Origin of the sequence: Mycobacterium asiaticum DSM 44297 (genome assembly GCF_000613245.1) — a bacterium.
GTDB lineage: Bacteria > Actinomycetota > Actinomycetes > Mycobacteriales > Mycobacteriaceae > Mycobacterium > Mycobacterium asiaticum.
In genome coordinates, this window is the sequence record NZ_HG964936.1 from 1,080,482 (window position 1) to 1,103,536 (window position 23,055).

A 23,055-nucleotide genomic window follows, 5' to 3' on the forward strand; every position below is an offset into this window, starting at 1 on the left:
GTACAGGCGCGTCGCGCGCCACTACCGACGGAAGCCTTAGGAGGCCAAACAATAATGACTGCACCGGATACGACCAGATTGCTCGCGCAGCTTCGCACTCTGCTCGATCTGACCAACACCGAAATTCAGATCGCCGAAACCCGTGTGGCTCAGGCTCGCACCGAGGCGGTGCGCCGGGAGCTCACGCAGAACGCTGAAAATGGCCGCGAGCGAGCCGAAGCCATCCAGTCGGCGATTCGGGAGCTGGGCGGCTACCCGGACGTGATCGGTCCGTTCCTGGGTCGCGCCGCAGCTGCGGTCAAGGCGCTGACCGAACAGGCCGAGCCGTTCGACGAGGCGTTGCTGGGTGACCTGGCGCTCGAGGACCAGCTGCTGGACCGCGCCCGCTACACCAAGGCGCTGGCCGTTGCCGCGAAGAACAAGGACGTCGAGGCGTTGGCGACCCGGCTGATCACCGCGCACTCGGCGACGGTCGACTGGTTGACCACCGTGCTGGCTGAGGACGCGCTGGGTGGTCCGGCCGCCCTGCGTCGCACCCCGGTACAGATGGCTGCCGGCACCGCGGTGAAGCTGGTGAACCTGCCGGTCACCTGGTCGGCTCGCGGAATCGACCGTGCGGTCGAGACACTGCGCAATGCGGGTCCGGCGTTCAAGGACCTGGTCGAGCGTGGCGGCAACGCCGGCGAGATCGCGGCGAAGGCCGTCTCTGCGTCGCAGAACGCCGCTTTGCGTGCCGCGGAGCGCGTCACCCGCAACGAGGGCGCCGACAAGGCAGCCGACGCGCTGCACTCGGGTCGCGAGTCGGTGGGTGTCCTGGACGCCAGCGAACTGCCGATCAAGAACTACGACGACCTCAACGTCAACGACGCCGTGGCCGCGATCAAGGATCTGGACACGCCGCATGACGTCCGCGTCATCATCGCCTACGAGGAGGCGCATAAGGAGCGGCAGCGCATTATCTCCGCCGCGCAGACCCGCGTCGCCGCGATTGCCAAGGAGGCCGTCGGCATCAGCTAGCCTGCGGCTCGCCGAGCGTGCGGCTTAGGTAGAGAAATCGCCCTCGATGCCGCCACCAGGCCCACGCTCGACGGCTTGTTGAATGCCCCCGGTCACCAGGCCGGGGGCATTCGGCTTAGCTGGATACATGCTGGAACATTAATGCGTTGCCCGGCGTTAGCAAGGGCGTACCATGGGTTGTCCTGCCGAGAAGTTCGGCGGGGATGCGAGGGGCTGAACGGTTTCGACTTCGCGCATCGAATCAAGGGAAGCGTGCCGGTGCAGGCAAGAGACCACCGTAAGCGTCGTTGCAACCAATTAAGCGCCGAGAACACTCAGCGCGACTTCGCTCTCGCTGCCTAAGCGACAGCAAGTCCGTCAGACCGGGAAAGCCCTCGACCCGGACCCTGGCGTCATCTAGAGGGATCCACCGATGAGTTCGGTCGCGGAACTCATCGGGACACCAACAGCGACTGGGATCGTCATCCTGGCTTGTTCGCGTGACCAGGAGATCCGAGCAGAGGCATAGCGAACTGCGCACGGAGAAGCCTTGAGGGAATGCCGTAGGACCCGGGTTCGATTCCCGGCAGCTCCACCAGAGTAAAGCGGTTCGGGAGGACCGCCGGCAGCGCCACCGGCGAGCATCTGCCAATGTGGTGAGCATGACTGCACAGAAACCCGAGATCGATTTCCCCGGCGGGGAGCCGCCCACCGACCTGGTCATCACCGACGTGGTCGAGGGCGACGGCGCGGAGGCCACCTCCGGTAACACGGTGGTTGTGCACTACGTCGGGGTGGCCCACTCCACCGGCGAGGAGTTCGACGCTTCCTACAACCGCGGTGAGCCGTTGACGTTCCGACTCGGCGTCGGCCAGGTCATTCAGGGCTGGGACCAGGGCGTGCAGGGCATGAAGGTTGGAGGTCGCCGTCAGCTGCTCATCCCCGCCCAGCTCGCCTACGGTGAGCGTGGTGCCGGTGGCGTCATCAAGCCCGGCGAGTCCCTGATCTTCGTGGTGGACTTGCTTGAGGTCAGGTAGCCACGACCAGGGCCGGGCCCCTGACTCTGTCAAATTGACGGCCGACAAGCGCGCATGTGCAGCGTTGTCAAACGCGGAATCCCCCGCCACTCGATAGGAGTCCTGGCGGCGGGCAATTGCTTCGACCTGTTTAAATCAGCCCGGGTATCAACGCTTTTCGCTCGGGTGGATAATCGGGAAACTTGTCTTGATACCACTTGTGAGTGGCGAACGCCCGCGGCACCAAGTTGCCTGCCGTGATCAGCAAAATGATTACCCCGGCGAGTGACCAGGTCAGCAGGGCGAACCCTGCCCACGCGATCAGCTCGCCCAGATATGCCGGGCTGGTGACGAAGCGGAACCCCGCGCCGTATGGGATCTTGTACTCGGTTGCGCCGGGGTTCGCCTTTTCGCGCAAGTTGCGCACGATCGACTCCGACCGGACCAGGAGGATGAATCCGCCGAGGTACACGACCAGCCCGGCAAGAAACCGTGGATCGGTCAACCACCCGACGGTGTACTGACGTTTGTAGTCATGGCTGAAGAACGCGCCGTTGAGGTAGCCGTGCATCGTGGTGATCACCATCCCGAAGGCGAGCACGACGATATTGAAGCTGCCGCGTTTGCCTGGAACCTGTCTGATCGACAACGGAAAGAACCAGCCTCGGTTGCCGTAATGCATCAGCCAGATGGCCGCGAGCACCAGCGGCGTGGCGTCGAATCGGCACGGCCCAATGAGGTAGAAAATGCCGAACACCACGGTTGCGGGTATTTCCATGAGCCACCAGCCGAGCTTCGGATTGAGATTCACTCCGCGCGCCGTGGCCCCGAATCGGCCGTAGGGACTCTGCCGGAACAAGCCGCCGATGATCACCAAGGCCGCGATAGCCAGACCTATCGTCACAATCGTGTCGTAAGTGGCGTTGCCGGTGTACCAGTTCATCGAGCTCCCTTCGAGAGCTGACATCGTCGAGCGTGTCGGGCGATCATGCTCGCCGCAGTAGAACAACTTTTATCAGTACGCGATCGGCAGGGCAGGGAGGCGTCGGCGGGCGGAGTCTCCCAAAAAGACCTCACGCAGACCAGGCGCATATCTTGGTCGTAAAGTCGCACGACATCCGAAGGAGCCATCGGTGGCTGTGAAGTTCCGTTGAACACGGACCGACCCAACTGGGGCTGGGGGGAGAAGGAGCCCGTGCCGATGTTCACCGAGGCCGAGATCCGCTCGGCCTGCGGAGAGTTCGGGCTCCCCGATAGCGACGCCGACAGCGTCATTGGGCAACTCCTGGAGAATCGTCGGAGCGAGCGAGCTGCCGGGCGAGATCCGGGCGAAGGTGGTTCATCCGAACGAGACGCCGGGACATAGCGGCTCTGCAGGATGGGGCGGCCTAGATCGCAGGCACGGCAGGCGCTCGCGACGGGCTCACCGCGTTCCATCGCGTCGAAGCTCGTGTACCGCTGACCAAAGATGAATCGTCGCGTTTGCGCATCGCTCGCCTCCGCGGTGGGTAACTGCTTATTACACAGCGGTCCACTAGACGAAGGCGAGTACGCGATGAGCAGAGCTACTGTCAGTGCACAAAGCCGTGCGGGCGACGTCAGATCCAAAGTGGCGCGGGTCGGTCTGATAGGCAAGGGAGCGCTGTACGTGCTCCTGGGTTTCCTTGCGATCAAGGTAGCTATCGGCGATGGCTCCTCGGAGGGCGCTAGTAAGGCTGGGGCGATCCAAACGGTCGCGCAGGCGCCCTTCGGCAAGTTCCTGCTGATCGCCTTGACGGTGGCTCTGATCGCATTGGTGGTGTGGAAATTCAGCCAGGCCGTCTCGGGTGATCCGATCGAAGGGTCGGACGGCAGCGATCGGGCCAAGTACGCGGGCAAGGGCGTTCTTTATAGCGGTGCGGCGCTGGCGTCGCTGTCTGTTCTCATCGGGAACTGGGGCGGCGATGCCGGCGCGGTCCCCAGTGGTGGCGGTGGTGGCGACGGCCAGCAGCATGCCGCAGGGGTGGTCATGGGCCTGCCCGGCGGACGGTGGATCGTGCTGATCGTCGGCCTCGCCGCAATCGGCTTCGGTGGTTATGAAATCTACAAGCACGCCATCAACCGCGGCTTCATGAAGCGCACCGGAGCGCTGAGTCAGGACAAGCGAAAGGTCATCGAAGCGCTGGGGCGGGCCGGGTACGTGGGCAGTGGACTGGTGGCCATCGGTGTCGGGTTCTTCTTCGTCATCGCCGCCCTGACTTTCGACCCGACGAACGCCAAGGGATTGTCCGGGCTGTTGGCCGAACTCGCCGGCCACGGCTGGGGGCAGGTGGTCCTTTGGCTGATCGCCGTCGGATTGTTCGCCTACGGTTTGTTCTCGTTCGCCGAGGCGCGCTACCGCCCCGCCACCTAGTGCTGAGTGCAGACAAACACCGCGTTACACGGGCTTTCAGAGTCGGTGCCAGTCACGGGTTACCCCGTAATCAGGTACGCAATTCATCCGCTCAGCGCCCCCCGGGCCGGCGCCGGACCACACCGTCATCAAGCATCTGCTGGAAGTGTTCGTTGACCGTCTGCTCGATGGGCCGATACGTCAGTCCCAGCTCGTCGCGGCTGCGGCTGTTGTCGAACTTCAGCGGGTAGCCCACGTTGCGGTCGATGAACTTCCGCGTTAGCCCGACGAGCGGTGCCACGGCCTTCACCATCACCTTGGGAGTCGTAGTCCTCGGGAACGGGTAAAGGGGCCCGTACTGGCGGCGCAGGATCTTGCCGATCTGCAACAGCGTCACCGAATCCGCGTTGACGATGTAGCGCCCGTGCGCCTCGGGGGTGAAGCCGGCACGCAGGTGAGCATCGGCCACATCGCGGACGTCCACCACGCCCATGGTCAGTGCGGGAGCTCCGGTGAGCAGGGTGCCGTCGGTGAATTGCTTCATCGTGCTCAGGCTGGCCGAGTCGCTGGCACTGGTCAGGGCGGGACCAAGCACCATGCCGGGGTGGATGGTGACCATGTCCCAGCGGTCCTGCTCCTGGACGTAGCGCCACGCCTCCCGCTCGGCGACCGTCTTGGAATACGGATACGGCTGGTGGTCAACGCTGCTGGTGGTGTTCCAGTGTTCGGGGGTGAAGACGCCGCCGGGAACATCGCGTGACTCACAGGCGTCGCCGTAGATCGCCACCACGCTGCTGGTCAGCACTACGCGCTTGACCGATTGCGTGCGGTTGACCGAGTCCAGCACGTTGCGGGTGCCCTCCAGCGCCGGGCGCACCAGCGCCTCCTGCGCATCCTTGTACCCGGAGAGCAGGAAAGGCGATGCGGTGTGCATGACGAGTTCGCAGCCGGCCATGGCCTCGTCGAAGCTGCCGGCATCGAGCAGGTCCGCCTTGAACAGTTGGAGCCGGCCGGGATGATCATCCGAGAGCTTGTGCAGATGCTCCAAACCCGACGGCTTCTGCGGGTTGCGCACCGTGCCGTGCACTGTGCGTCCCGCTTCGAGAAGCAATCGGACGATCCAGCTGCCGATGTAGCCGCTGGCACCGGTGACGAGGACCGGCGCGTCTGGGTCGATCGACGTCGATGCTGCGCTCATTTGGTGTTCCTCTCTGGCGGGTCCGGCGACTACCTTCTACGTGCCGCCCCATAGCGTATGACCCGCTGAGGTTCTCATGTTGACCTCTGGCTACCCCGCCCTGTCTCCTGACTCCAGCCCCGGCGGCTTAGCAATGGGTACTGCAGCCTGAAATCCATTGCTTACCAACAGAAGTCGCACGAATCCTGTTTAACAGGCGGCGGATTGTCGCCGTCCCACACATCGCTCGGCAGCTCACCCTTGTATGGAACGTTGCCGGCCGAGTTCTGCACCCAGTACCACGTGTGGCAGATGTTCATGTCCCATTGGTAGGCAACACCTGGTCCCGACGACAGGTCGTAGCGGGAATACACCATGGAATTGCCTGGGCACCAGGTGTGCGGCGGTAGGGGGCCGGCCTGAGCGGGAGCCGCCAGGCCCACACCACAGCCAGCCAGGGCAGCGGATGCCAACGCTGCGATTCGTCCGTTCATGGTTCTGATCTCTCTAGTGGTCGGTAACCACAGCGTGCGCCTGATGGCTTGCGCAACTCTTGCGTCGGTGCGTCGCCGCTGCCGCGATAGATTGCTACCCGTGAGCGAAGACAGAGTCCGGGTGCGGATTGCCGACAACGGCGTGGCGACGGTGACGATGGTGCGAGCCGACAAGCACAATGCGCTCGACCAAGCGATGTTCGAAGGCTTGGTGGATGCCGCAGCGCAGCTGGCTGGTGATCCATCGATCCGCGCGGTCGTGCTGCACGGCGAGGGCAAGAGCTTCTGCTCTGGCTTGGACGTGGCAAGTTTCATGGGCGGCGAACGCGGCACGGGCGTCCTGCTGTCCCGAGATGGGGACCACCCGGCCAACCTCGCTCAGCGCGTGAGCTATGACTGGTCGTTGGTCCCGGCGCCGGTCATCGCCGCGATCCACGGCAACTGCTTCGGCGGCGGGCTACAGATCGCGCTCGGCGCAGACATCCGGATCGCCGCGCCAGAGGCGAAGCTGAGCATCCTGGAGATCAAGTGGGGACTGGTCCCCGACATGGGCATCACCCAGACGCTGCCGAGGCTGCTGCCGATCGACGTCGCGAAAGAGTTGACGTTCACTGGCCGCATCGTTTCCGGCAGCGAGGGTTCCGAACTCGGCTTGGTGACCCGGACGGCCGCGGACCCACTGTCGGCGGCACTCGAGCTCGCGGGCGAGATCGCATCGAAGTCACCGGATGCAATCCGCGCCGCCAAGCGCCTCTACGACGAGACCTGGACGGGTAACGACGCCGCGGCCGCGCTGAAGCTCGAATCAGTTCTGCAGACCGGGCTGATCGGCGCACCTAACCAGATCGCCGCCGTAGTCGCTGGAATGTCCGGGGAGCAACCGGTTTTCACCGATCCCGCCTAGCGGGAGCCGGCGGCGCTGGTTGGGATCGGTAGCCGACACCGCACTCTATGAAGTGTTGGAGACACCAAGCCAACACAAGCAGAGAGGACGACGGCAGCTATGTCGTTTGTCAACGTCGTGCCCGGCATCATCGCCAGCGCGGTCGAAGGATTGGATCACCTTGGCTCGTCAATCAGCGCGGCCAACGCCGCGGTGGCTAGCGCGACGGTCGGCATGGCGGCCCCGGCCGCTGACGAGGTATCGGCGGCGATCGCTTCCTTCCTGAACGCGCAAGCGCAGGAATATCAATCCGTCAGTGCGCGGGTGGCGGCGTATCACAGCCAGTTCGTCAACTTGCTGAACATCGGCGCGAATTCGTATCTGGGCACCGAGATGGTCAATACGCATGCCGCCGCCTCCAGCGAAATCACTCAGTTCTACGGCGACGGCTTGCTGGGCACGCTGCTCGGCGCCGAAGCGGAGTTCATCGAGCTTCCCCTCGATGCCATCGGCCCGCTGATCACGTCAGCGGGTGCGCTCGGACAAAGCGGGACAACACTTTTCAATGCGGTGCTGGCGGGGAACTCGGACGCGGCCGTTTCCGCGCTCCGCGACGTCGGCCCTAACCTCGGGAGCGCGTTCCTCTATGGCCAGAACCTTGTTTCCGTACCCCTGCCGTCGAATATCCCAGGGGTGTCGCTGGCGCTGAACATCCCATTCGGCGGTGTGTTGGCCCCGATCCAACCCATGACTGCAACGGTGACTTTCGGCGGGGAATTCGCGGGCCAGGCACCGGTGACCGTTCCGATGCCATTCGAGGTCGGCGGCCTACTTACCGAGGTGCAGGCCGATGCAGGGTCGGTGGCTCTTGCACTGCTCCTTTCCCCCTTGTTCTTCTTGTAGGTCTCAAGGTTGATTGCGCAGAGGGGACGGCCATGGGGGTTGGGCGACCAGCTGCGCAAAGACTGCTGGGCGCAGATCGACGCGTTGGTTCGAGAGTTCCTCACCGAAGCCGTCGCGCGTGGGATCAAGCCCTTGGCCTAACCTGCACGGGCACACGGACTCTCGACGGACACCGTTACCACGGCGAGTTTGACGAGATGGAGCACCAGCTAACACCGGGCGCCCTGCTGGAGGTGCGGGCAAGCAATGTCCGTGCCTATGCGACGCCATACCCGCCGTCGTCATGGGATGGACGCCCGCCTTCATCGCGGCGGGGCCTGATTGCCATTACCGTCGTCTTGTTCGTCATCTCGGAAGCGCGGATCCGGGCTGACGAACGCTCAACCGGCCGCGCCGAAGATTCGCGCTGAACGTCCACGATTGCAGACCAAGCGGTCGCGCCGAAACCTATGCTGCCCCACATGAGCGAGTTTCACGTGTCCGCGCCGCCGGATCTGCCCGGCATCCCGTCGGCGGAAGGGCCCCTGCCCGACCCCGACAAATTGGTCGGTCGCCCCCGCGCGCTGGCCGTGGACCTGCTCGGTGAATTACATGGTCCGCTGTTCTACGCGGACTTCAACGGCGGCATCAGAAAGCTCTACGCCTGCTCGCTGGACCTCGTCACCGAACTGTGCGACGAAAACCGCTTCGCCAAGAACCTCACGGCAACTCTCGCCCGGGTCAGGCCTTTGGCCGGTGACGGCCTATTCACGGCCTACCATGGCGAACCCAATTGGCAACGGGCCCATGATGTCCTGCTACCGGGTTTCAGCTACGCGGGCTTGCGCGCATATCACGGCGCGATGCTGGACATCAACTGCAAACTGATCGACCGGTGGGACGCGTGCGCCGGAGCCGTACCAGTGGATGTGTCGAACGACCTGCAGAAGTTGGCCATGGATACCGTGGCGCTCGCGGGATTCGGCTCGCAATTCGACTCCTTCGACTGCCCAGGCCTGGCGCCGATCCCGCAGAGCTTCACAAGGGCGCTGGGAGAACTAGCATTCGAAGCGCCGACGCCGGTGTTCAACGAAGAAATGGCCACGCTGCACGAGTTCATAGACCGGCTGATAACCGAGCACAGATTCGGTGTTAATGAGTCGCAGGACCTGCTGGCGCTGATGCTGCAACAGGATCCCGACGGCAATCCCGTGCTCGAAACCGACAACATCCGCAATCAGATTTTGACCTTCCTGATCGCCGGTCAGCTCACCACGTCGGAATTGATGCCGAACGCGCTCTACAACATCGTCAACGATCCGGCCGTGCTGCACCGGGTGCAGGCCGAGGTGGACACCGTGTTCGGACGCGAAGACGAGTACCTGCCCACCTACGACGACATTGGCAAGCTGACCTACCTCCGGCAAATAATCGAGGAAACCCTGCGGCTGTCTCCGCCGGTGCTGAACTTCGATCGAATGGCGCTCGAAGACACCGTGATCGGTGGCAAGTACCCGATCAAGCGCGGTGAGGCGGTCACGGTACTCACCGGCGCACTGCACCGCCAGCCGCAGTGGGGCGACAATGTCGAGCTGTTCGATCCCGACCGCTTCACTCCCGAACGCTCGGCCGCCAGGCCGAGCGCATTGTTCAAACCCTTCGGAACCGGAGCAAGATCATGCATCGGAAGGCAATTCGCGCTGCACGAGGCGGCCATGGCGCTGGCCCGGGTCGTCCATCGTTACCGCCTCATCGATGCCTATCACTATGTGCCGCAGTGGGAGACTCCGAACAGCCGCCGACCGGTCGGGTTCCGGCTCGATGTCCTGCGGCGCACCCCACAGGACCGTAGGACCGGCACACCTGGCGTGGCGGCGGAAAGTACGCAGACCACAGGTCAACAACCAACGGCGATCACCGCCGGCACCAGGCTTGCCATTTTTCACGGCTCCAACCTCGGCACCTGCCGCGCCCTGGCCCGTCAATTCGACGGCGATGCAACGGCATTGGGATGCAGCGTCACGGTGGCACCCCTCGACGACGCTGTCGGTGGCTTCCCGGACGCCGAGGCCATCCTGATCATCGCGTCGTCCTACAACGGGCAGCCGACCGACGATGCGCGGGCCTTCCTCACCTGGCTGCTCGACGCCGATACCGCGCTGAACCCGACACCCAACGTCGCGGTTCTCGGTGTGGGTGACCACAACTGGGCGGACACTTACCAGGCGGTTCCGCGGCGTATCGACGAGCGGCTCGGGGAGCTGCATGCCCACCGACTGGTTCCGCTCGCTGCGGCCGATACCTCGGGGGACATGGTCGGCGCCATCGAAGAGTTCGCCGCCGCGCTGTGGTCGGCGTTGGCCGAACGTTTTGGTGACCCCGACGCCGCGCCGGTCACGGACGCGGCCGAACCGCTCTACGAGTTGCGCCGGATCGTCGGACCGGTCACGGCGGCGATGGACGCGCGGTCGGCGGTGATCCCGATGACCGTCGTGGAGCGAACCGAACTGGTCAGCCCCGGGCTGGGTCAAGCCAAAACCAATGTCCGCGTGGAACTTCCGGACGGCATCGACTACCAGACGGGTGACCACCTCACGGTGATGGCCGACAACCCACCCGAGGTGGTCGACACGGTTCTGACCCAACTCGGCCTCGACCCCGGGCTGCGGCTGGCGATCAATCCTCGGCGCAGCTCGAGACGACTCATTGCGCTGGACCGAGAGGTCAGCGTCCGCGAACTGCTCACCCACTTCGTCGAATTGCAGAAGCCGGCGACCAGCAGTCAATTGCACAAACTCGCGGCGGCCAACAGCAATCCTGCGGAGCGCCAGCGGCTCACCGAGCTTGCGGGAGCGCCCGAGGGCTGTCCGCTCAGCGTGCTGGAATGCCTCGTGGATTGCCCGGACTGCGATCTCACGGGTGCTCAACTTCTCGAACTGCTCGACCCCATGGTGCCGAGGCACTATTCGATCGCATCGTCATCGCTGCTGTCACCGCGTACGGTCGGACTGGTCGTCAGCGTGCTCGACGCGCCGGCCCGTTCCGGGCGCGGCTCGTTCAAAGGGGTCGCGTCCAACTACCTCGCAACAGTCCAACCCGGACAAACGATCCGGGCGCGCGTCGACCCTGCCCGCCAGGCGTTTCGCGCCGGCGCGGATCCGGCCAAGAACGTCATCCTGGTCAGTGCCGGCACCGGCGTCGCACCGTTTCTCGGTTTTCTCGGTGACCGGCTCGCCGCACAGCGCGCCGGAGCCCCGGTGGCGCCCGCGCTGTGCTTCTTCGGGGTGCGTGACCCGGAGGTCGATTACATCTTCCGTGACCGGTTCGAGCAGGCCGAAGAAATCGGCATTGTGCAGATGCGCCCGGCGTTCTCCCGGGCGCCGCAGGACGGGGTTCGCTACGTGCAGGACCGGATCGCGGCGGACGCCGATGACGTATGGAACCTGTTGGGCGACCCGGCCAAGGACGCCCACGTCTATGTCTGCGGTGATGGCGCGCGGATGGCGCCGGCCGTGCGCGGTGCGTTCCTCGACATCTATCGAGCGCGGACGGGCGCTGACGAGGGTCAGGCTCGCGCCTGGCTGAACGGCCTCATCGAATCCGACCACTATGTCGAGGACGTGTGGGCCGGGTGAAAGCCGTTCGGCCCTTTACCAGTTCCACTAGAGTTGATTCATGGCCGGTGAGTTTGTCGAGATCCGGATCACCTACCCTCGGGCATATATCGAGCCGACACCCGAGGCCATCCGCCCGCGGTTGCTGGATTGGCAGGTTGATGCCAAGGGCAGGCACATCGCTTGGCGCTACCGGATAACCCGCTACGAGCAGGACGGCCAACCGAGATGGTGGTTGGACGGGACGGGCCAGCACCCGTGGACCAGTGACGATGTCGAGTACCTGAAGGACGTGGCCGAACACCACGCCGGTCGGCTGATGCATAGACAGCGATGGCGGCCCAACAGCATGTACAACGACCAGGAACCGCCGCTGTGGCTCGGTGGCCGAGGGTGGTCCTGAAGACTGCTGGGAATTGTCACCCCGCCGGAAATTTCGAATAAGGCACCGCAACGGGTGGCGCGGCTTCGTAGAGTCAGCAGTGCAGACGAACATCTCGTTCGGGCCGCGTCAGGAGGTGCACCGATGACGACCGATGCGGTCCACCAACTCAAAGCTGACCTCGCTCGCTTCGGCTACCTCGCAGACGACGGTCTGGCCACTGCCATCCATCTCGCCGTGCGGCTACGTCGTCCATTGCTGCTCGAGGGTGAGGCTGGGGCGGGAAAGACCGAGGTTGCCAAGACCCTGGCGCGCTTGTCCGGTGCAAAGCTGTTGCGCCTGCAGTGTTACGAAGGCATCGACGTGTCACAGGCGGTCTATGAGTGGGATTATGCCCGCCAGCTGCTGCATCTGAAGGCCGCGGAAACCGGCGGTGCACAGGCCGTCGCCGCCGCTGAGGATGAACTCTTCTCCGAGCGATTCCTCGTTCGGCGACCACTCTTGCAAGCCCTCGACGACGGCGACGGCCCCCCGCCGGTGCTGCTCATCGACGAGATCGACCGTGCCGATGACGAGTTCGAGGCGTTCCTGTTGGAGATCCTGTCTGATTTCGCGGTGACGGTGCCGGAGCTCGGTACATTCGCGGCAGAGGCGCCGCCGACGGTGATACTGACTTCCAATCGCACGCGAGACCTGCACGACGCCCTCAAGCGACGCTGCCTCTATCACTGGGTCGACCATCCCAGCATCGAACGGGAAGTGGCCATCGTGCGGCTGCGCGTGCCCGAGGCGAGCGAACGGCTGGCGCGGCGAGTCGCGGCAGCCGTCGAGGAGCTACGGGGCCTCGACCTCTACAAGCCCCCGGGAGTGGCTGAAACGATCGACTGGGCGCGAGCGCTGGCTGCGCTCGGTGAGCCGGAACTGGCGCGCGCCGAAGTCGGGCACACCCTCGGTTGGGTGTTGAAATACCGCGAAGACATCGAAAAGGCAAGGGCGGCAGGGCTCGACGCCTTGGCGCGGATCGCCGACGGCGATGTATGACAGTGCGGACCGGCTTGCGGTGATCTTTGCGCGCCGGTTGCGCGCCGAGGGATTGCCCGTTCCCACCGGCTCGGTCACGTTGTTCGTATCGGCGCTGAGCGAGATCGACCCGACCGATCGCGACGGTCTGTACTGGGCGGGGTGTGCCGTCCTGGTCAAGCGGGCCGAGGACATCGATGTGTTCGACCGGGTATTCCGTTCGTTCTGGCTCGACCAAGCGCCGGTTGCCCACGACGACCTCGACTCGGCGACCACCGACGAGCAGGCGACCCCGCCGCCCACCACGGAAGTTCGCTATAGCCCGGTAGAGATATTGCGCAGCAGGGACTTTGGCGAATACACCGCGGAAGACTTTGCCGATGCGCAGCGGTTGATGGCCGATTTTCGCGCGACGGCCGCGATGCGACGCAGCCGGCGGCGCCGGCCCGGCAAGCGGCGGCGGCATTCGCAGCCCGACATCCGCGCCACGGTGCGCCTTGCGTTGCGCACCGGTGGGGAACCGATCCGCCGAGCCTGGAACGCACCGACCCGGCAACCGCGCAGGCTTGTATTGCTATGTGACATCAGCGGTTCGATGGACCCCTACTCGCGGGCGCTGTTGCGGTTCATGCACGCCGCGGTCACCGGCCGCCGTCGCGTGGAGGCGTTCGCGTTGGGTACACGCCTGACCCGGCTGACGCGGGAGTTGTTGACCCGCGACCCGGATCAGGCGCTGCGTCGCGCGGGCGCGGCAGTGCCCGACTGGTCTGGTGGCACTCGACTTGGGGACACGCTGCGCGACTACAACCATGGTTGGGGGATGCCGGGCATGTCCCGTGGCGCCGTGGTGGTCATCCTCTCCGACGGCTGGGAGCGGGGCGACCCGACCGTGATCGGCGAACAGATGGCCTGGCTGTCGCGCGTGGCGTACAAGGTGGTGTGGGTCAACCCGCTGAAGGCGTCGCCGGGTTATGCGCCCCTGGCGCGCGGTATGGCCGCAGCACTGCCGCACATCGATGAATTCATCGACGGTCACAACCTGAATGCACTCGAGGAGCTGATTACGATCATCGGCTAGTCCGTACGTTCAGCGATGACGCCCGCGAGCTCGAGAATCCTGGTCGGCGGCAGGTGCTGTTCGGTGATCCGGACACCGAGGTCGGCCAAGGCATCCTCCACCGCGTTGGTTATCGCCGCCGGCGCGCCAATCATCCCCCCTTCACCGACGCCTCGGTAGTTGTAGGCGATGTCCGACGGCGTCTCGATGTGGTGGATCTCGATCTCCGGGATCTCCATCGTGGTTGGGATCAGGTAATCCATGAACGTCCCTGAACGCGGCTGGCCGTCCTCACCGTACGTGGTCTTCTCGTAGAACACGGCGCCCACGCCCTGGGCGACACCACCGCGGATCTGGCCTTCGACGATGGCCGGGTTGATCATTTCACCGCAGTCCTCCACGACCGCGTAGCGCGGAATCCGCACCTGGCCGGTTTCGAGGTCGACCTCGACCCAGCACACGTGGGTGGACTGCGCCCAGCCGCCTTCACCGCCGTTGTAGTCCCGGTGCACCCGGATGGCCTCATTACGGCCCAGTCGGTCGGTGTTGCCAACTGTTCCGCCCTTTGAGGCACGCCGCATCGCCTCGTCGGCGACCTCGCGGAAGGTGCGCGACATCGCCGGCACGCCCGCGACGTGAATTCCTCCGTCTTCGATGACGATGTCTGCCGGCGATGCCTCCAACAGGTCCGCGGCGATGTCCACAATGTGCTCACGCAACGTATGCGCAGCCACGCCGACCGCGCCTCCCGCCATCGCAGCTGACCGGCTTCCGCCGGTGCCCATGATCCCGAACGGCGTGAAATTCGTGTCGCCGTATCGAACGCGGACACAGTCCACCGGAACGCCGAGCTCGTCGGCGGCCACCTGCGCGAGCGTCGTCTCGTGGCCTTGGCCATGGGGTATCTGCCGGGTGTGGACCGTGACGTTGCCGTCGGCTTCCAGGACCGCCTGAATCGGCTCGCCTCCGGCAAACATCGAGAAGCCCGGCATGATGAATTCCATGTACCCGGGCGGGCCCGGGGCCGCTTCTATGTAGGTTGCGATCCCGAGGCCGAGGCGCCGACCCTGCGCCCGAGCCGCGGCCTGTTGCTCCGCCCAGTGTTCGAAATCAGCGATTTCCAAGGCCTTTTCGAGGGTGGCCCTGGCCGACATGCGCACATCGAGGGTTGGGCCGGTGACCATCGTGGTTGGCAGCAGGTCGGGTCCGACTATGTTGCGCAGCCGGACCTCGGCGCGGCTGAGGCCCAGCTCGCGGGCTATCACGTCGAATAGCCGTTCGCGGACCCAGGTTTCGACCGCCCACGGGCCCCGGTAGGCGACGTATGTCGGTTTGTTGGACGAGACGAGTTCGATATCGAACTGCATTGCGTCGAACCGGTACGGGCCGGGGAGCATCGTTTGGATGATGCGGCAGAACATCGGTGCGCCGAAGGGGAATCCCGGATAGGCACCCCCGTCCATCGTGAGTTTGGCCCGTAGGCCCCGCACCGTCCCGTCGTTGAGCACCGCAGCCTCTACGCAGACTTGCTCGTCACGAGCCTGGGCGCCGAGCACGAGGTGCTCGTTGCGGTCCTCGATCCACTTGATCGATCGGCCGAGCCGCAAAGCGGCAGCGCCCAAGGCGATGTCCTCGCGCAACACCGTTGTCTTCGCCCCGAAAGCGCCGCCTATGTCGCCAGTCACGACGCGGGGGAGCCGTTCCTTGGGCATTGCCATCAATCCGAGGAATGCCCGGCTGAGGTGGATCGCCCGCATCGGATCCTTGGCGACCTGGCGGAGCATGACCGGCATCGTCTGCCGCATGTCCTGCATCGCTGTCGGGTTGGCGCGAATGAATTCGCGAACCCCGGCGAAGATCGCCTTCGTCTGTTCGCGTTGCCGGAACATGTCACGGACCGACATCCACACCGGCTGGCGCGCCAGACACAGCGCCATGGCCCACTTGAACGCGTGCGCAGCCTGATGGGCCGCGTGCAACGTAAGGTTGCCGTCGGGGTCGATTTCGGCCACCGTCCCCCTGGTCTCCATCGGTTGGTTGGCGTGCCGGTGCTGGCGGAAGGTCTCGGTGATCACTCGATCCGCCCCTACGAACGCGGCTTCGACGTCGCCGAAGGACTGCGACTCCGCGTAGACGACGTTGCCGTTGGCCTTCGGCCAGATCGCCGGCCGGCTGGGATCGTGAGCATGTGCCAACGTCGCGATCGGTTGCAGCTCTTCGTATTCCACGTCGACCAGCTCCACGGCGTCCTCGGCCACCGCGCGGGACATCGCTACCACAATGGCAACCGGATCCCCGACCAGACGAACGCGGTCGACGGCCAGGGCCCAGTGCCAGGGGTCGTAGAGACCCGGGAAGGCGAACATGCCCAGCAGCGGGTTGGTGATCGCGGCGATGTCGGGACCGGTGAGGACCGCGTACACCCCGGGCAGGGCTGCGGCGCGCGTGGTGTCGATGCTGCGGATCAGGGCGTGGGGCCACGGGCTCCGGACAAATGCCGCGTGCGCCATGTCCGGGACGACGACATCGTCGACATACCTTCCGCGCCCGCGCAGCAGGCGGAGATCCTCAACCCTGCGGACCCGGGCGCCGACGAATCGCCCCATGGTTTGTTCACGCATCGTTTGCACCTTCCGGGCTGGAAGTCAATTTGGCCAGCTTGTCCACGGCTTCGGCCACACCGTCGAGGATCGACGCGTATCCCGTGCAACGACAGAGGTTTCCGGAGAGCTCCTGCTTGATCTGCGCCATCGTCGGCGACGGATTGTCGGCCAGCAGGCACCGCACTGTCATGAGGAATCCCGGTGCGCAGAACGCGCACTGGAAAGCGTGCCGCTCCCGCATAGCCTGCTGGATAAGCCCTAAATCGTCTCCGTCGCTAAGCGATTCGACCGTCTCGACGGTCGCTCCCTCGGCTTGAATGGCCAGCATCAGACAGGAACGGACCGGCTGACCGTCGACCGCGACCGTGCACGCCCCGCAGACTCCGTGCTCGCACGCGAGATGCGTGCCGGTGAGCCCGAGGTTGTCGCGAAGCAATCCGGCCAGGGTCGTGCGACCCTCGACCACCGCGCGCTCGTCCCGACCGTTGACCCGCAGGGTGATCTCCCGCATCAGACACCCGCCCCTTCCGTGGCTCGCGCCGTGGCCCGGGCCACGGCCTCGGCGATCCCGCGCCGGGTGAGCACCCCAGCAACGTGCGCCCGGTACTCGGACGACGCGTGGTCGTCGGCGCGTGGTTCCAATCCGGCCGACACCACGTGCGCCGCCTCCGCATACAGCGCCGGGCTGGGGGTGTTGCCGTCGAGCAACCGCTCGGCCTCGGCGACGCGTACCGGCGTGCCGGCTATCCCGAAGAAAGACAACGCCGGTCGCCGCACCAATCCGGCTTCATCGGTCTCGAGCGTCGTCACCAGCCCCACCAACGCGAAATCACCGTGCCGCCTGCTGATTTCCAGCACCGACCATCCCGCGCGTGGTGCCCATGCGGGGAAGCGCACGCCGATGAGCAGCTCATCCTCGGCTAGCGCGGACGACAGATATCCCTCAAAGAAGTCACTCGCATCGACCGTCCGCGCTCCCGCGGGGCCTCGCACGATCATCTGCGCGCCGACCGCCAGGGCAACAGCCGGCAGTTCGGCCGACGGATCGGCATGGGCCAGACTCCCGCACACCGTCCCCCGACTCCGGATCGCCCGATGACCGATGTACGGCATGGCCCCAACTACCGCCGGCGCCGCCGCGGTCATGGCATCGGATCTCTCGACGCATGCATGGGTGACTGTCGCGCCGACCGAGACAGTGCCGCCGTCGTCGATTTCGATCGACTGCAGGCCCTGCACCCTGCCGATGTCGATGAGATGGTCCAGGCGGGTCAACCGCAGGGCGAGGATCGGGAGAAGGCTCTGCCCACCGGCGAGCACTTTGCCGTCCCCACTGTAGGTTTCGAGCAGTGCGACCGCCTCGTCGACCGTGTCCGGTCGGTGGTAATCGAATGGCGACATCTTCACGGCAGGTCTCCCTCCGGCGGACCTGGATTTTACCGCGATTTGAACGGCAAGTCTCTTGTGTAGCAAATTGCGCGGCGCCGCCTCGAGAAGACGAGTGACAGTCCGGGCCGCAACCGATAGATTCGATCACCAAGACATTGCCTTGATCAGCCGCGTTGTCTAGTGGATCAGTGCTACCGGAGAGCGTTAAGTGAAGAAACTCAAATTTTCCTTGATCGCCGTTGCAGCAATCCTGCTGATCGCGTTCGTTGTGTGGCCGGTAAAGAGGCAATGTCCTAACGGTCCCTGTACGACAGCCCCGGACGCCCAGGGTCTGGTCCGCACCTATTACGAGGTGCAACCTCTCGGCGCCGTCGTATTAGAGGATGTCACTGGTCAACACGTCGCGGTGGCATACAGCTCGGGGTACGACAACAAGAAGTATCGGGGTTAGCATTCGGCGGTTTTCCTACTGCCGGACAGCCATCACAGCCAAGTAAGGTCACGGGGTGCCAGAGACGACGCCCGAGGGCCACTACATCGTCGTCGATGGCCGTAGGTGGCGTGCCACCGATCCGATGATCCCCGAGGAGCGACGGACGGAGCTGGTCAGGATTCTGATGGCGTGGCGTCGAGAAGTGCGCCGCACCAACGGAACACCGGAGGAACCGACGGCCCGGGCGGGCGTGCATGCAGCAAAGGTCGCCTTGGGTGAACGCGGTGAACCCCCATGGTGGGAGCAGACCGAAGAGGAGCGCCGTAACCGGTGGCTTACTGAGGTGCCCGAGCCGAGCTAGGGTCTGCGCTTGGCCGGGGCCCATTGGCGATCCCACTGAGTTCTGTTAGCGCGTTTTGATATTGGCCGGTACGGGGATAACCACTGTGGGTTTGAATTTCGTAGAGATAGCCGACTTTGACCACCCGCTCGGCCACTTGATCGATTGGGTTCTCCTCTTCGGCGTAGCTCCAGACGGGGAAGCCGAGGTAATCGGTGCGGCGCCAGAGGCTGCGCCACCGCGGCCCAGGCCCCAAGCTCCCGTAGACCGAACGACGATGCGGCACCGGCGCGGGCTCGCGCTCCGCGGACCGTTCCCTGGCCCACGGGTCGCGTGTTCGCAAGTCGGCAGCAAGGCAAGGCGGGCAGCCAAGTACCTTCGGCCCCAAGAGTTCTGGGAAAATCCGGCCGAAGTATGTGCGGAGTTGGCTGCCGTATGACAGGAAGGCCACGCGATCGCGGTGACCGTCCAGTCGCGGCGACAGGATCACCGCGACCGCGAGCACAGAGCCCAGGCTATGCGCGGAAAGGACTGCTCTCTCACCCCGCTCCTTCGTGAACCAGTCCGCACAGCGGGCGGCAAGTTCGGGGACAACTCGTTCCGCGTAGCAGGGGGGCGCGAGGGGATGCCCTGTGCGGGGCAGAAAGCAAATCAAGTCCCAGACGAGGCCCAGCGGTCGGCCGCCCACCGCGGTACCACCGACGGCAAGACCGATCACCAAGACGCCCGTCCCCGCGAGTGCCCACATGCCGATCGATAGCAACCGGTCAAGGACCACGGCCAACCATGACGATCCCAAGCCCCTAGGAGTGAACGCCCGAACCGACGCGACAAGAGTCACTGTCATCGCGATCGCACTCAGAACGGCCAGGGCTGCGACGAACTTCTCCGCGCGCTGCGCGAACGCCGCAAACCCCGCCGCGTTGGCGGTCATCGGTTGCCTGTCCTCGAGCGCTTTGCGCCCCCGCCATGATTTGGCGAATGCGTATGTGCCGACGGCGAACATCCCAACAATCACCGGTATCACCGATGCGCCCGCCCACACGTAGGGCAGGGGCACCTGAAGGTCAGGGGCCGAACCCGACACACCGTCCGCCAAGCGGCTCGCGGAATTCTTGCCGTTGAGCCAGTCGCCGGTGGCCGTCACCACCGCGCTCGACAACAGCATCGCGAAGGCCGCTGCCGTCAACAGCAGCACGCCCGGCCCGCCGCCGTTCCATGCCTCATGCTTGCATTTCTGGGCCACCATGCGTCGCACCGCCAGCAGGACACCTAGCGCGACAGCGGCCGCCCCGAGCCACACCGGGAACCACCATCGAATGCCGTTGGCATATCCCGAGATCACAACCAGGGCGACGAAGCAGAGTCCCAAACCTGAGGGCAGCCCGTGCCAGGCCGCCTTGACGCTCGGACGCCAAAGCAGAGCAGCCAGAGCCAAACCCAGCAGGGCAGCGAGCAATAAAGTCGGAGTGAACGCGACGCCCAGCAGCTGCCGCGGCTTGGGGTCGGGCTGGTCACGCCATAGCAATGCCGCCTGCACGACGAACAAGACGGCGCCCGCCACGACAGGGCCCCAGTCCAGCAGCAAGCGTCGCGATGATTGCCTCGGAACATCCACCGCGTAATCGGATCTGAAGCCGACGCTGGTAAACGTGAACACCAGGATCGCGATGCCTATCGCTACGACCACAAGTTCGGCGATGACGGTGCCGTCGCCGTGCAGAACTTCTTGTCGGCAGGCGGCACTAAAGAACCTGTCTCGGCTGCCGCATGACTCACCACGACCGAAGGCGACGTGAAAAGCCGTGCCCGTGGCGATCAAGGTGGCCGTCGCGGCGACATGCATCCGCGACGTTACCTTGGTGCTCTCCCGGTGCGCCCAGAAACCTTGCGTGGAGAGGATGGGCCATTGCGGCTCCGTAACTTCCGACGCCTCGGGTTTCTTGAGCGAATCTTCCGGTGTTGAGGGGTCAGGCTGTTCGTAGCGCACCCGCGTGACCGTCGAGAGCATCGCCAACCCGAGGATCAATAAGACCGGCACCATGCTCAACACCGCCAGGCGGCGGCTCTGTGTCAGGTCGCCCAGGAAGTCGAGTTGCGACGGCAGGTTCGTGCACAGCCTGGTGGAGTTGCCGTCGTAGCACTGCACTCCGATGAGGTCGAGTGCGATGGTTGTTGCCGACACCGCCAGCAGCAGTGTCAGCATCAGTCCGGCTATGCGCAGTGAGGCTGCGCCGCGGCCGTGCCGCCAGCCGTCGCGCCCCGGACGTTGGTCGGGCTCGGGTCCGTCGTCGAATTTCCTCGACCAGTACGCGACATTCACTAGGCCGAACGGGATGAGCAGGGCCCAACCAATTCTCGCGATTGCTCCCACAATCCGGCCGATCCCCATGGCCCCACCGACCGAACTGCGAGCCATACCGCCCCAGCTGTAGGCCTCCAGTTGCGTCGGTGGGTTCGCCTCAGGTGATTTCGGGCGCCAGAAGCTGCCTAGTGCGTCGCCGGCGAACTTCTCGACGTCTTCGCCGGGCAGGTCGAGCATGCTCTCGGGAGTGGTGTTGTTTATGCCGTGTATGCGGAGTTCGAGTACCGCACGATCTGCCATCGGACCCCCAGCGCATTGGGTTGATCTGTGCCGATGCTAATCGCTATCGCTTTAGACGATAAGGAGCAGCGCCGAAGTCACGAGCATTACGGCCGCGGTTGACCCGTGAACTGTCCAGGCGACCGCTTTTGAACCACCGTGGCTTAGCACGATGGCCGTGTCGGCAACCGGAATGACGGTGGCTGCCAATATGATCCAGCCGAGCAACTGGGTCGCGCCGGCAACTAGCAGGATGACGACGAAGAGCCCCGATGCGATGTCACGGACCCCCTTGACGCTCAGATAGGCGCGGACGCCGGGTTGGTCGAGGTCCGGTAGGACTCCGTAGCCGGCGGCGGCGACACGCGGCGCGACGATGAATCGGGCGCCGATGAAGACGATTGCCGTCGCTATCACGCCGGCGAGCGTGTAGGCGGTGATGGTCATGGCGTGCACTCCTGATGTCGTCAGCGGATCGGTGCGGAGAATGTCGGGTCGAGCGGACCGGACTGGACATCAGCGATCTGGTCGGGATCGAAACCGGCCATCGCCGTAGCGAATTCGGGGTTGCTGCTTATGTACTTGCGCGTTACTTGCTCAGCTGGTCAGTGCCATGCAGAGAGCAGCTAGTGCCAGGCCTTGCAGCGTTGCGCGGGCACCGATGATGCGGTCCCACTTCGCTTGCAGCGCACGACCATTCGCCAGCTGTTGGCCGTTGTCGGCGGCGGCCGTGAGTTCTCGATTGATCGGTGCGCTCACCCGCATGTAGAGCACAAGCCAAGCCAGCAGGAGGAGCAACGCGGCGCCGGCCGCGATCGCCGGTGCCCATTGTGCAGAGACGATGGCCAGCACGACGGTAGTGGCGGCACCGAGGATTCCGAGCACTCCGGGCACCGGCATCCGCCGGTCTCCGTATCGGTGCACGCTGCCCATGACCCTGACGAGGGCGCCGTCGTCGACCGCCGCCAGGGCGGGTCGCAACACGATCGCGCAGAACACGTCTGTTCCGTAGACCACGGCGGTGCCGAGTGCCGCGGCAAGCGCGGCGGCTTGTGTGACTTCTAGGTTCATCGCTCCATTCCTCTCCATCGACTGCTAGCAACGCTAACCCCCAGGATGGTCGCCGTCCATAGCGATGCTATTTTTCCTATCGGTGCTAAAGTTCAGCCATGGCCATCAGTGATCGCGTCGAGCGGGAGCGGGCCGCCCGTCGACAGCTCATCGTCTCGACGGCCCGCAAACTGGCCGAAGCCGAAGGCTGGGACGCGGTGACCACGCGTCGACTGTCAACCGAGATCGAGTACAGCCAGCCGGTGCTGTACAAGCACTTTGCGGGCATGGAGAAGATTGCTGAGGCCGTCGCCGTCGACGGGTTTGGCGAGCTCGCCGACGCGATGCGGGCCGCTCGCCCCGACGCCGGCGCCGGCCCCGACGTCCTGACCCGCGTCGCGCATGCCTATCTCGATTTCGCCCGGGAAAACCCGGCGGTCTACGACGCGATGTTCACCCGCGCGACCGCTTTACGCTTCGGCGCCGAGGACACACCTGACCAGCTGACGGCGGCCTTCGTCGAGTTACGCGACGCGGTCGCCCTGGTCGCCGACGAGAAAGATGCCGACACGCTCACCGAGGTGTTGTGGGCCGCGCTGCATGGACTGGTCACCCTTGGCCGCTCTGGCCGACTACGGCCAGATCACTTTCGTGAACGACTCGAAATACTCATCGATCAATTCAGCCCCAAAAGGCGTTGAGCAATTCGTTGAAGCTGCCACGCGACACCTTTTCGTCGGCATATGCTCCGGTACCGGCGATCG

General features: G+C 64.8%; 20 protein-coding genes and 1 other RNA gene. 12 read left to right on the forward strand and 9 right to left on the reverse strand.

The genetic code is table 11. The features are described from left to right. The first annotated feature begins 54 nt into the window (after window positions 1-54). The 3 genes from BN972_RS05160 to BN972_RS05165 all read left to right on the forward strand — a co-directional run bounded on the left by BN972_RS05160 (window position 55) and on the right by BN972_RS05165 (window position 2,033). The gene (locus BN972_RS05160; RefSeq protein WP_036353651.1) at window positions 55-1,017 is read left to right on the forward strand and encodes a hypothetical protein; all 963 of its coding nucleotides are present in this window, start codon (window positions 55-57) and stop codon (window positions 1,015-1,017) included. 209 nt (window positions 1,018-1,226) lie between these two features. Further along, window positions 1,227-1,594, forward strand: a transfer-messenger RNA (tmRNA) gene (ssrA, locus tag BN972_RS28070). A gap of 64 nt (window positions 1,595-1,658) precedes the next feature. Continuing rightward, on the forward strand, window positions 1,659-2,033 hold the full coding sequence (locus BN972_RS05165; RefSeq protein WP_036353654.1) for an FKBP-type peptidyl-prolyl cis-trans isomerase: 375 nt from the start codon (window positions 1,659-1,661) through the stop codon (window positions 2,031-2,033). A gap of 130 nt (window positions 2,034-2,163) precedes the next feature. Here BN972_RS05165 and BN972_RS05170 read toward each other — a convergent pair whose 3' ends face one another. Next, complete coding sequence (locus tag BN972_RS05170) at window positions 2,164-2,955, reverse strand: phosphatidylethanolamine N-methyltransferase family domain-containing protein (RefSeq protein ID WP_036353656.1); 792 nt, start codon at window positions 2,953-2,955, stop codon at window positions 2,164-2,166. 612 nt (window positions 2,956-3,567) lie between these two features. Between BN972_RS05170 and BN972_RS05175 the strand changes: the two genes are divergently transcribed. Then, entirely contained in the window at window positions 3,568-4,404 is an 837-nt protein-coding gene (locus tag BN972_RS05175; protein ID WP_158086286.1) for a DUF1206 domain-containing protein, read from the forward strand. A gap of 91 nt (window positions 4,405-4,495) precedes the next feature. On the opposite strand, the gene BN972_RS05180 is transcribed toward BN972_RS05175, so the two are convergent. Together BN972_RS05180 and BN972_RS29095 are read right to left on the reverse strand one after the other, a co-directional pair. Next, window positions 4,496-5,581 carry an SDR family oxidoreductase gene (locus BN972_RS05180; RefSeq protein ID WP_200869697.1) on the reverse strand — a complete coding sequence of 362 codons (1,086 nt, stop codon included), beginning with the start codon at window positions 5,579-5,581 and terminating at the stop codon, window positions 4,496-4,498. Window positions 5,582-5,742: 161 nt separating this feature from the next. Beyond that, on the reverse strand, window positions 5,743-6,054 hold the full coding sequence (locus tag BN972_RS29095; protein ID WP_142277018.1) for a hypothetical protein: 312 nt from the start codon (window positions 6,052-6,054) through the stop codon (window positions 5,743-5,745). A gap of 100 nt (window positions 6,055-6,154) precedes the next feature. Between BN972_RS29095 and BN972_RS05190 the strand changes: the two genes are divergently transcribed. The 6 genes from BN972_RS05190 (at window position 6,155) to BN972_RS05220 (ending at window position 13,913) form a co-directional block, all read left to right on the forward strand. Next, entirely contained in the window at window positions 6,155-6,958 is an 804-nt protein-coding gene (locus tag BN972_RS05190) for a crotonase/enoyl-CoA hydratase family protein (protein ID WP_036353659.1), read from the forward strand. Window positions 6,959-7,057: 99 nt separating this feature from the next. Next, window positions 7,058-7,840, forward strand: coding sequence for a PE family protein (locus BN972_RS27580; protein WP_051545064.1), 783 nt, complete (start codon window positions 7,058-7,060; stop codon window positions 7,838-7,840). A 461-nt stretch (window positions 7,841-8,301) separates the two neighbouring features. Continuing rightward, window positions 8,302-11,454, forward strand: coding sequence for a bifunctional cytochrome P450/NADPH--P450 reductase (locus BN972_RS05205; RefSeq protein WP_036356598.1), 3,153 nt, complete (start codon window positions 8,302-8,304; stop codon window positions 11,452-11,454). 40 nt (window positions 11,455-11,494) lie between these two features. Then, window positions 11,495-11,836 (forward strand): hypothetical protein, encoded by a 342-nt coding sequence (locus tag BN972_RS05210; protein ID WP_036353666.1) that lies wholly within the window; start codon window positions 11,495-11,497, stop codon window positions 11,834-11,836. A gap of 123 nt (window positions 11,837-11,959) precedes the next feature. Beyond that, on the forward strand, window positions 11,960-12,856 hold the full coding sequence (locus BN972_RS05215) for an AAA family ATPase (protein ID WP_036353669.1): 897 nt from the start codon (window positions 11,960-11,962) through the stop codon (window positions 12,854-12,856). After that, window positions 12,849-13,913, forward strand: a complete 1,065-nt coding sequence (locus BN972_RS05220) for a vWA domain-containing protein (RefSeq protein ID WP_036353672.1) — start codon at window positions 12,849-12,851, stop codon at window positions 13,911-13,913. The genes BN972_RS05215 and BN972_RS05220 overlap by 8 nt, the downstream gene beginning before the upstream one ends. Here BN972_RS05220 and BN972_RS05225 read toward each other — a convergent pair. From BN972_RS05225 to BN972_RS05235, 3 genes are read right to left on the reverse strand one after another with little or no spacing between them, the layout of a single operon-like run. Continuing rightward, window positions 13,910-16,513 carry a xanthine dehydrogenase family protein molybdopterin-binding subunit gene (locus BN972_RS05225; protein WP_036353676.1) on the reverse strand — a complete coding sequence of 868 codons (2,604 nt, stop codon included), beginning with the start codon at window positions 16,511-16,513 and terminating at the stop codon, window positions 13,910-13,912. The two genes, BN972_RS05220 and BN972_RS05225, sit on opposite strands and share 4 nt — an antisense overlap. Then, on the reverse strand, window positions 16,506-17,006 hold the full coding sequence (locus BN972_RS05230) for a (2Fe-2S)-binding protein (RefSeq protein WP_036353678.1): 501 nt from the start codon (window positions 17,004-17,006) through the stop codon (window positions 16,506-16,508). The genes BN972_RS05225 and BN972_RS05230 overlap by 8 nt, the downstream gene beginning before the upstream one ends. Beyond that, complete coding sequence (locus tag BN972_RS05235; protein WP_036356600.1) at window positions 17,006-17,896, reverse strand: FAD binding domain-containing protein; 891 nt, start codon at window positions 17,894-17,896, stop codon at window positions 17,006-17,008. Before BN972_RS05235 ends, BN972_RS05230 begins: the two co-directional genes overlap by 1 nt. 494 nt (window positions 17,897-18,390) lie before the next feature. On the opposite strand from BN972_RS05235, the gene BN972_RS28085 reads away from it, so the two are divergent. Next, window positions 18,391-18,678 carry a hypothetical protein gene (locus BN972_RS28085; protein ID WP_080696695.1) on the forward strand — a complete coding sequence of 96 codons (288 nt, stop codon included), beginning with the start codon at window positions 18,391-18,393 and terminating at the stop codon, window positions 18,676-18,678. On the opposite strand, the gene BN972_RS05240 is transcribed toward BN972_RS28085, so the two are convergent. The 3 genes from BN972_RS05240 to BN972_RS05250 all read right to left on the reverse strand — a co-directional run bounded on the left by BN972_RS05240 (window position 18,653) and on the right by BN972_RS05250 (window position 22,312). Further along, window positions 18,653-21,262 (reverse strand): hypothetical protein, encoded by a 2,610-nt coding sequence (locus BN972_RS05240; protein WP_036353681.1) that lies wholly within the window; start codon window positions 21,260-21,262, stop codon window positions 18,653-18,655. The genes BN972_RS28085 and BN972_RS05240 overlap by 26 nt on opposite strands. A gap of 51 nt (window positions 21,263-21,313) precedes the next feature. Continuing rightward, on the reverse strand, window positions 21,314-21,688 hold the full coding sequence (locus BN972_RS05245; protein WP_036353684.1) for a DUF4267 domain-containing protein: 375 nt from the start codon (window positions 21,686-21,688) through the stop codon (window positions 21,314-21,316). A 150-nt stretch (window positions 21,689-21,838) separates the two neighbouring features. Continuing rightward, on the reverse strand, window positions 21,839-22,312 hold the full coding sequence (locus tag BN972_RS05250) for a DUF1772 domain-containing protein (protein WP_036353687.1): 474 nt from the start codon (window positions 22,310-22,312) through the stop codon (window positions 21,839-21,841). 98 nt (window positions 22,313-22,410) lie between these two features. On the opposite strand from BN972_RS05250, the gene BN972_RS05255 reads away from it, so the two are divergent. Continuing rightward, window positions 22,411-22,992, forward strand: coding sequence for a TetR/AcrR family transcriptional regulator (locus BN972_RS05255; RefSeq protein ID WP_036353691.1), 582 nt, complete (start codon window positions 22,411-22,413; stop codon window positions 22,990-22,992). Window positions 22,993-23,055: the final 63 nt, after the last annotated feature.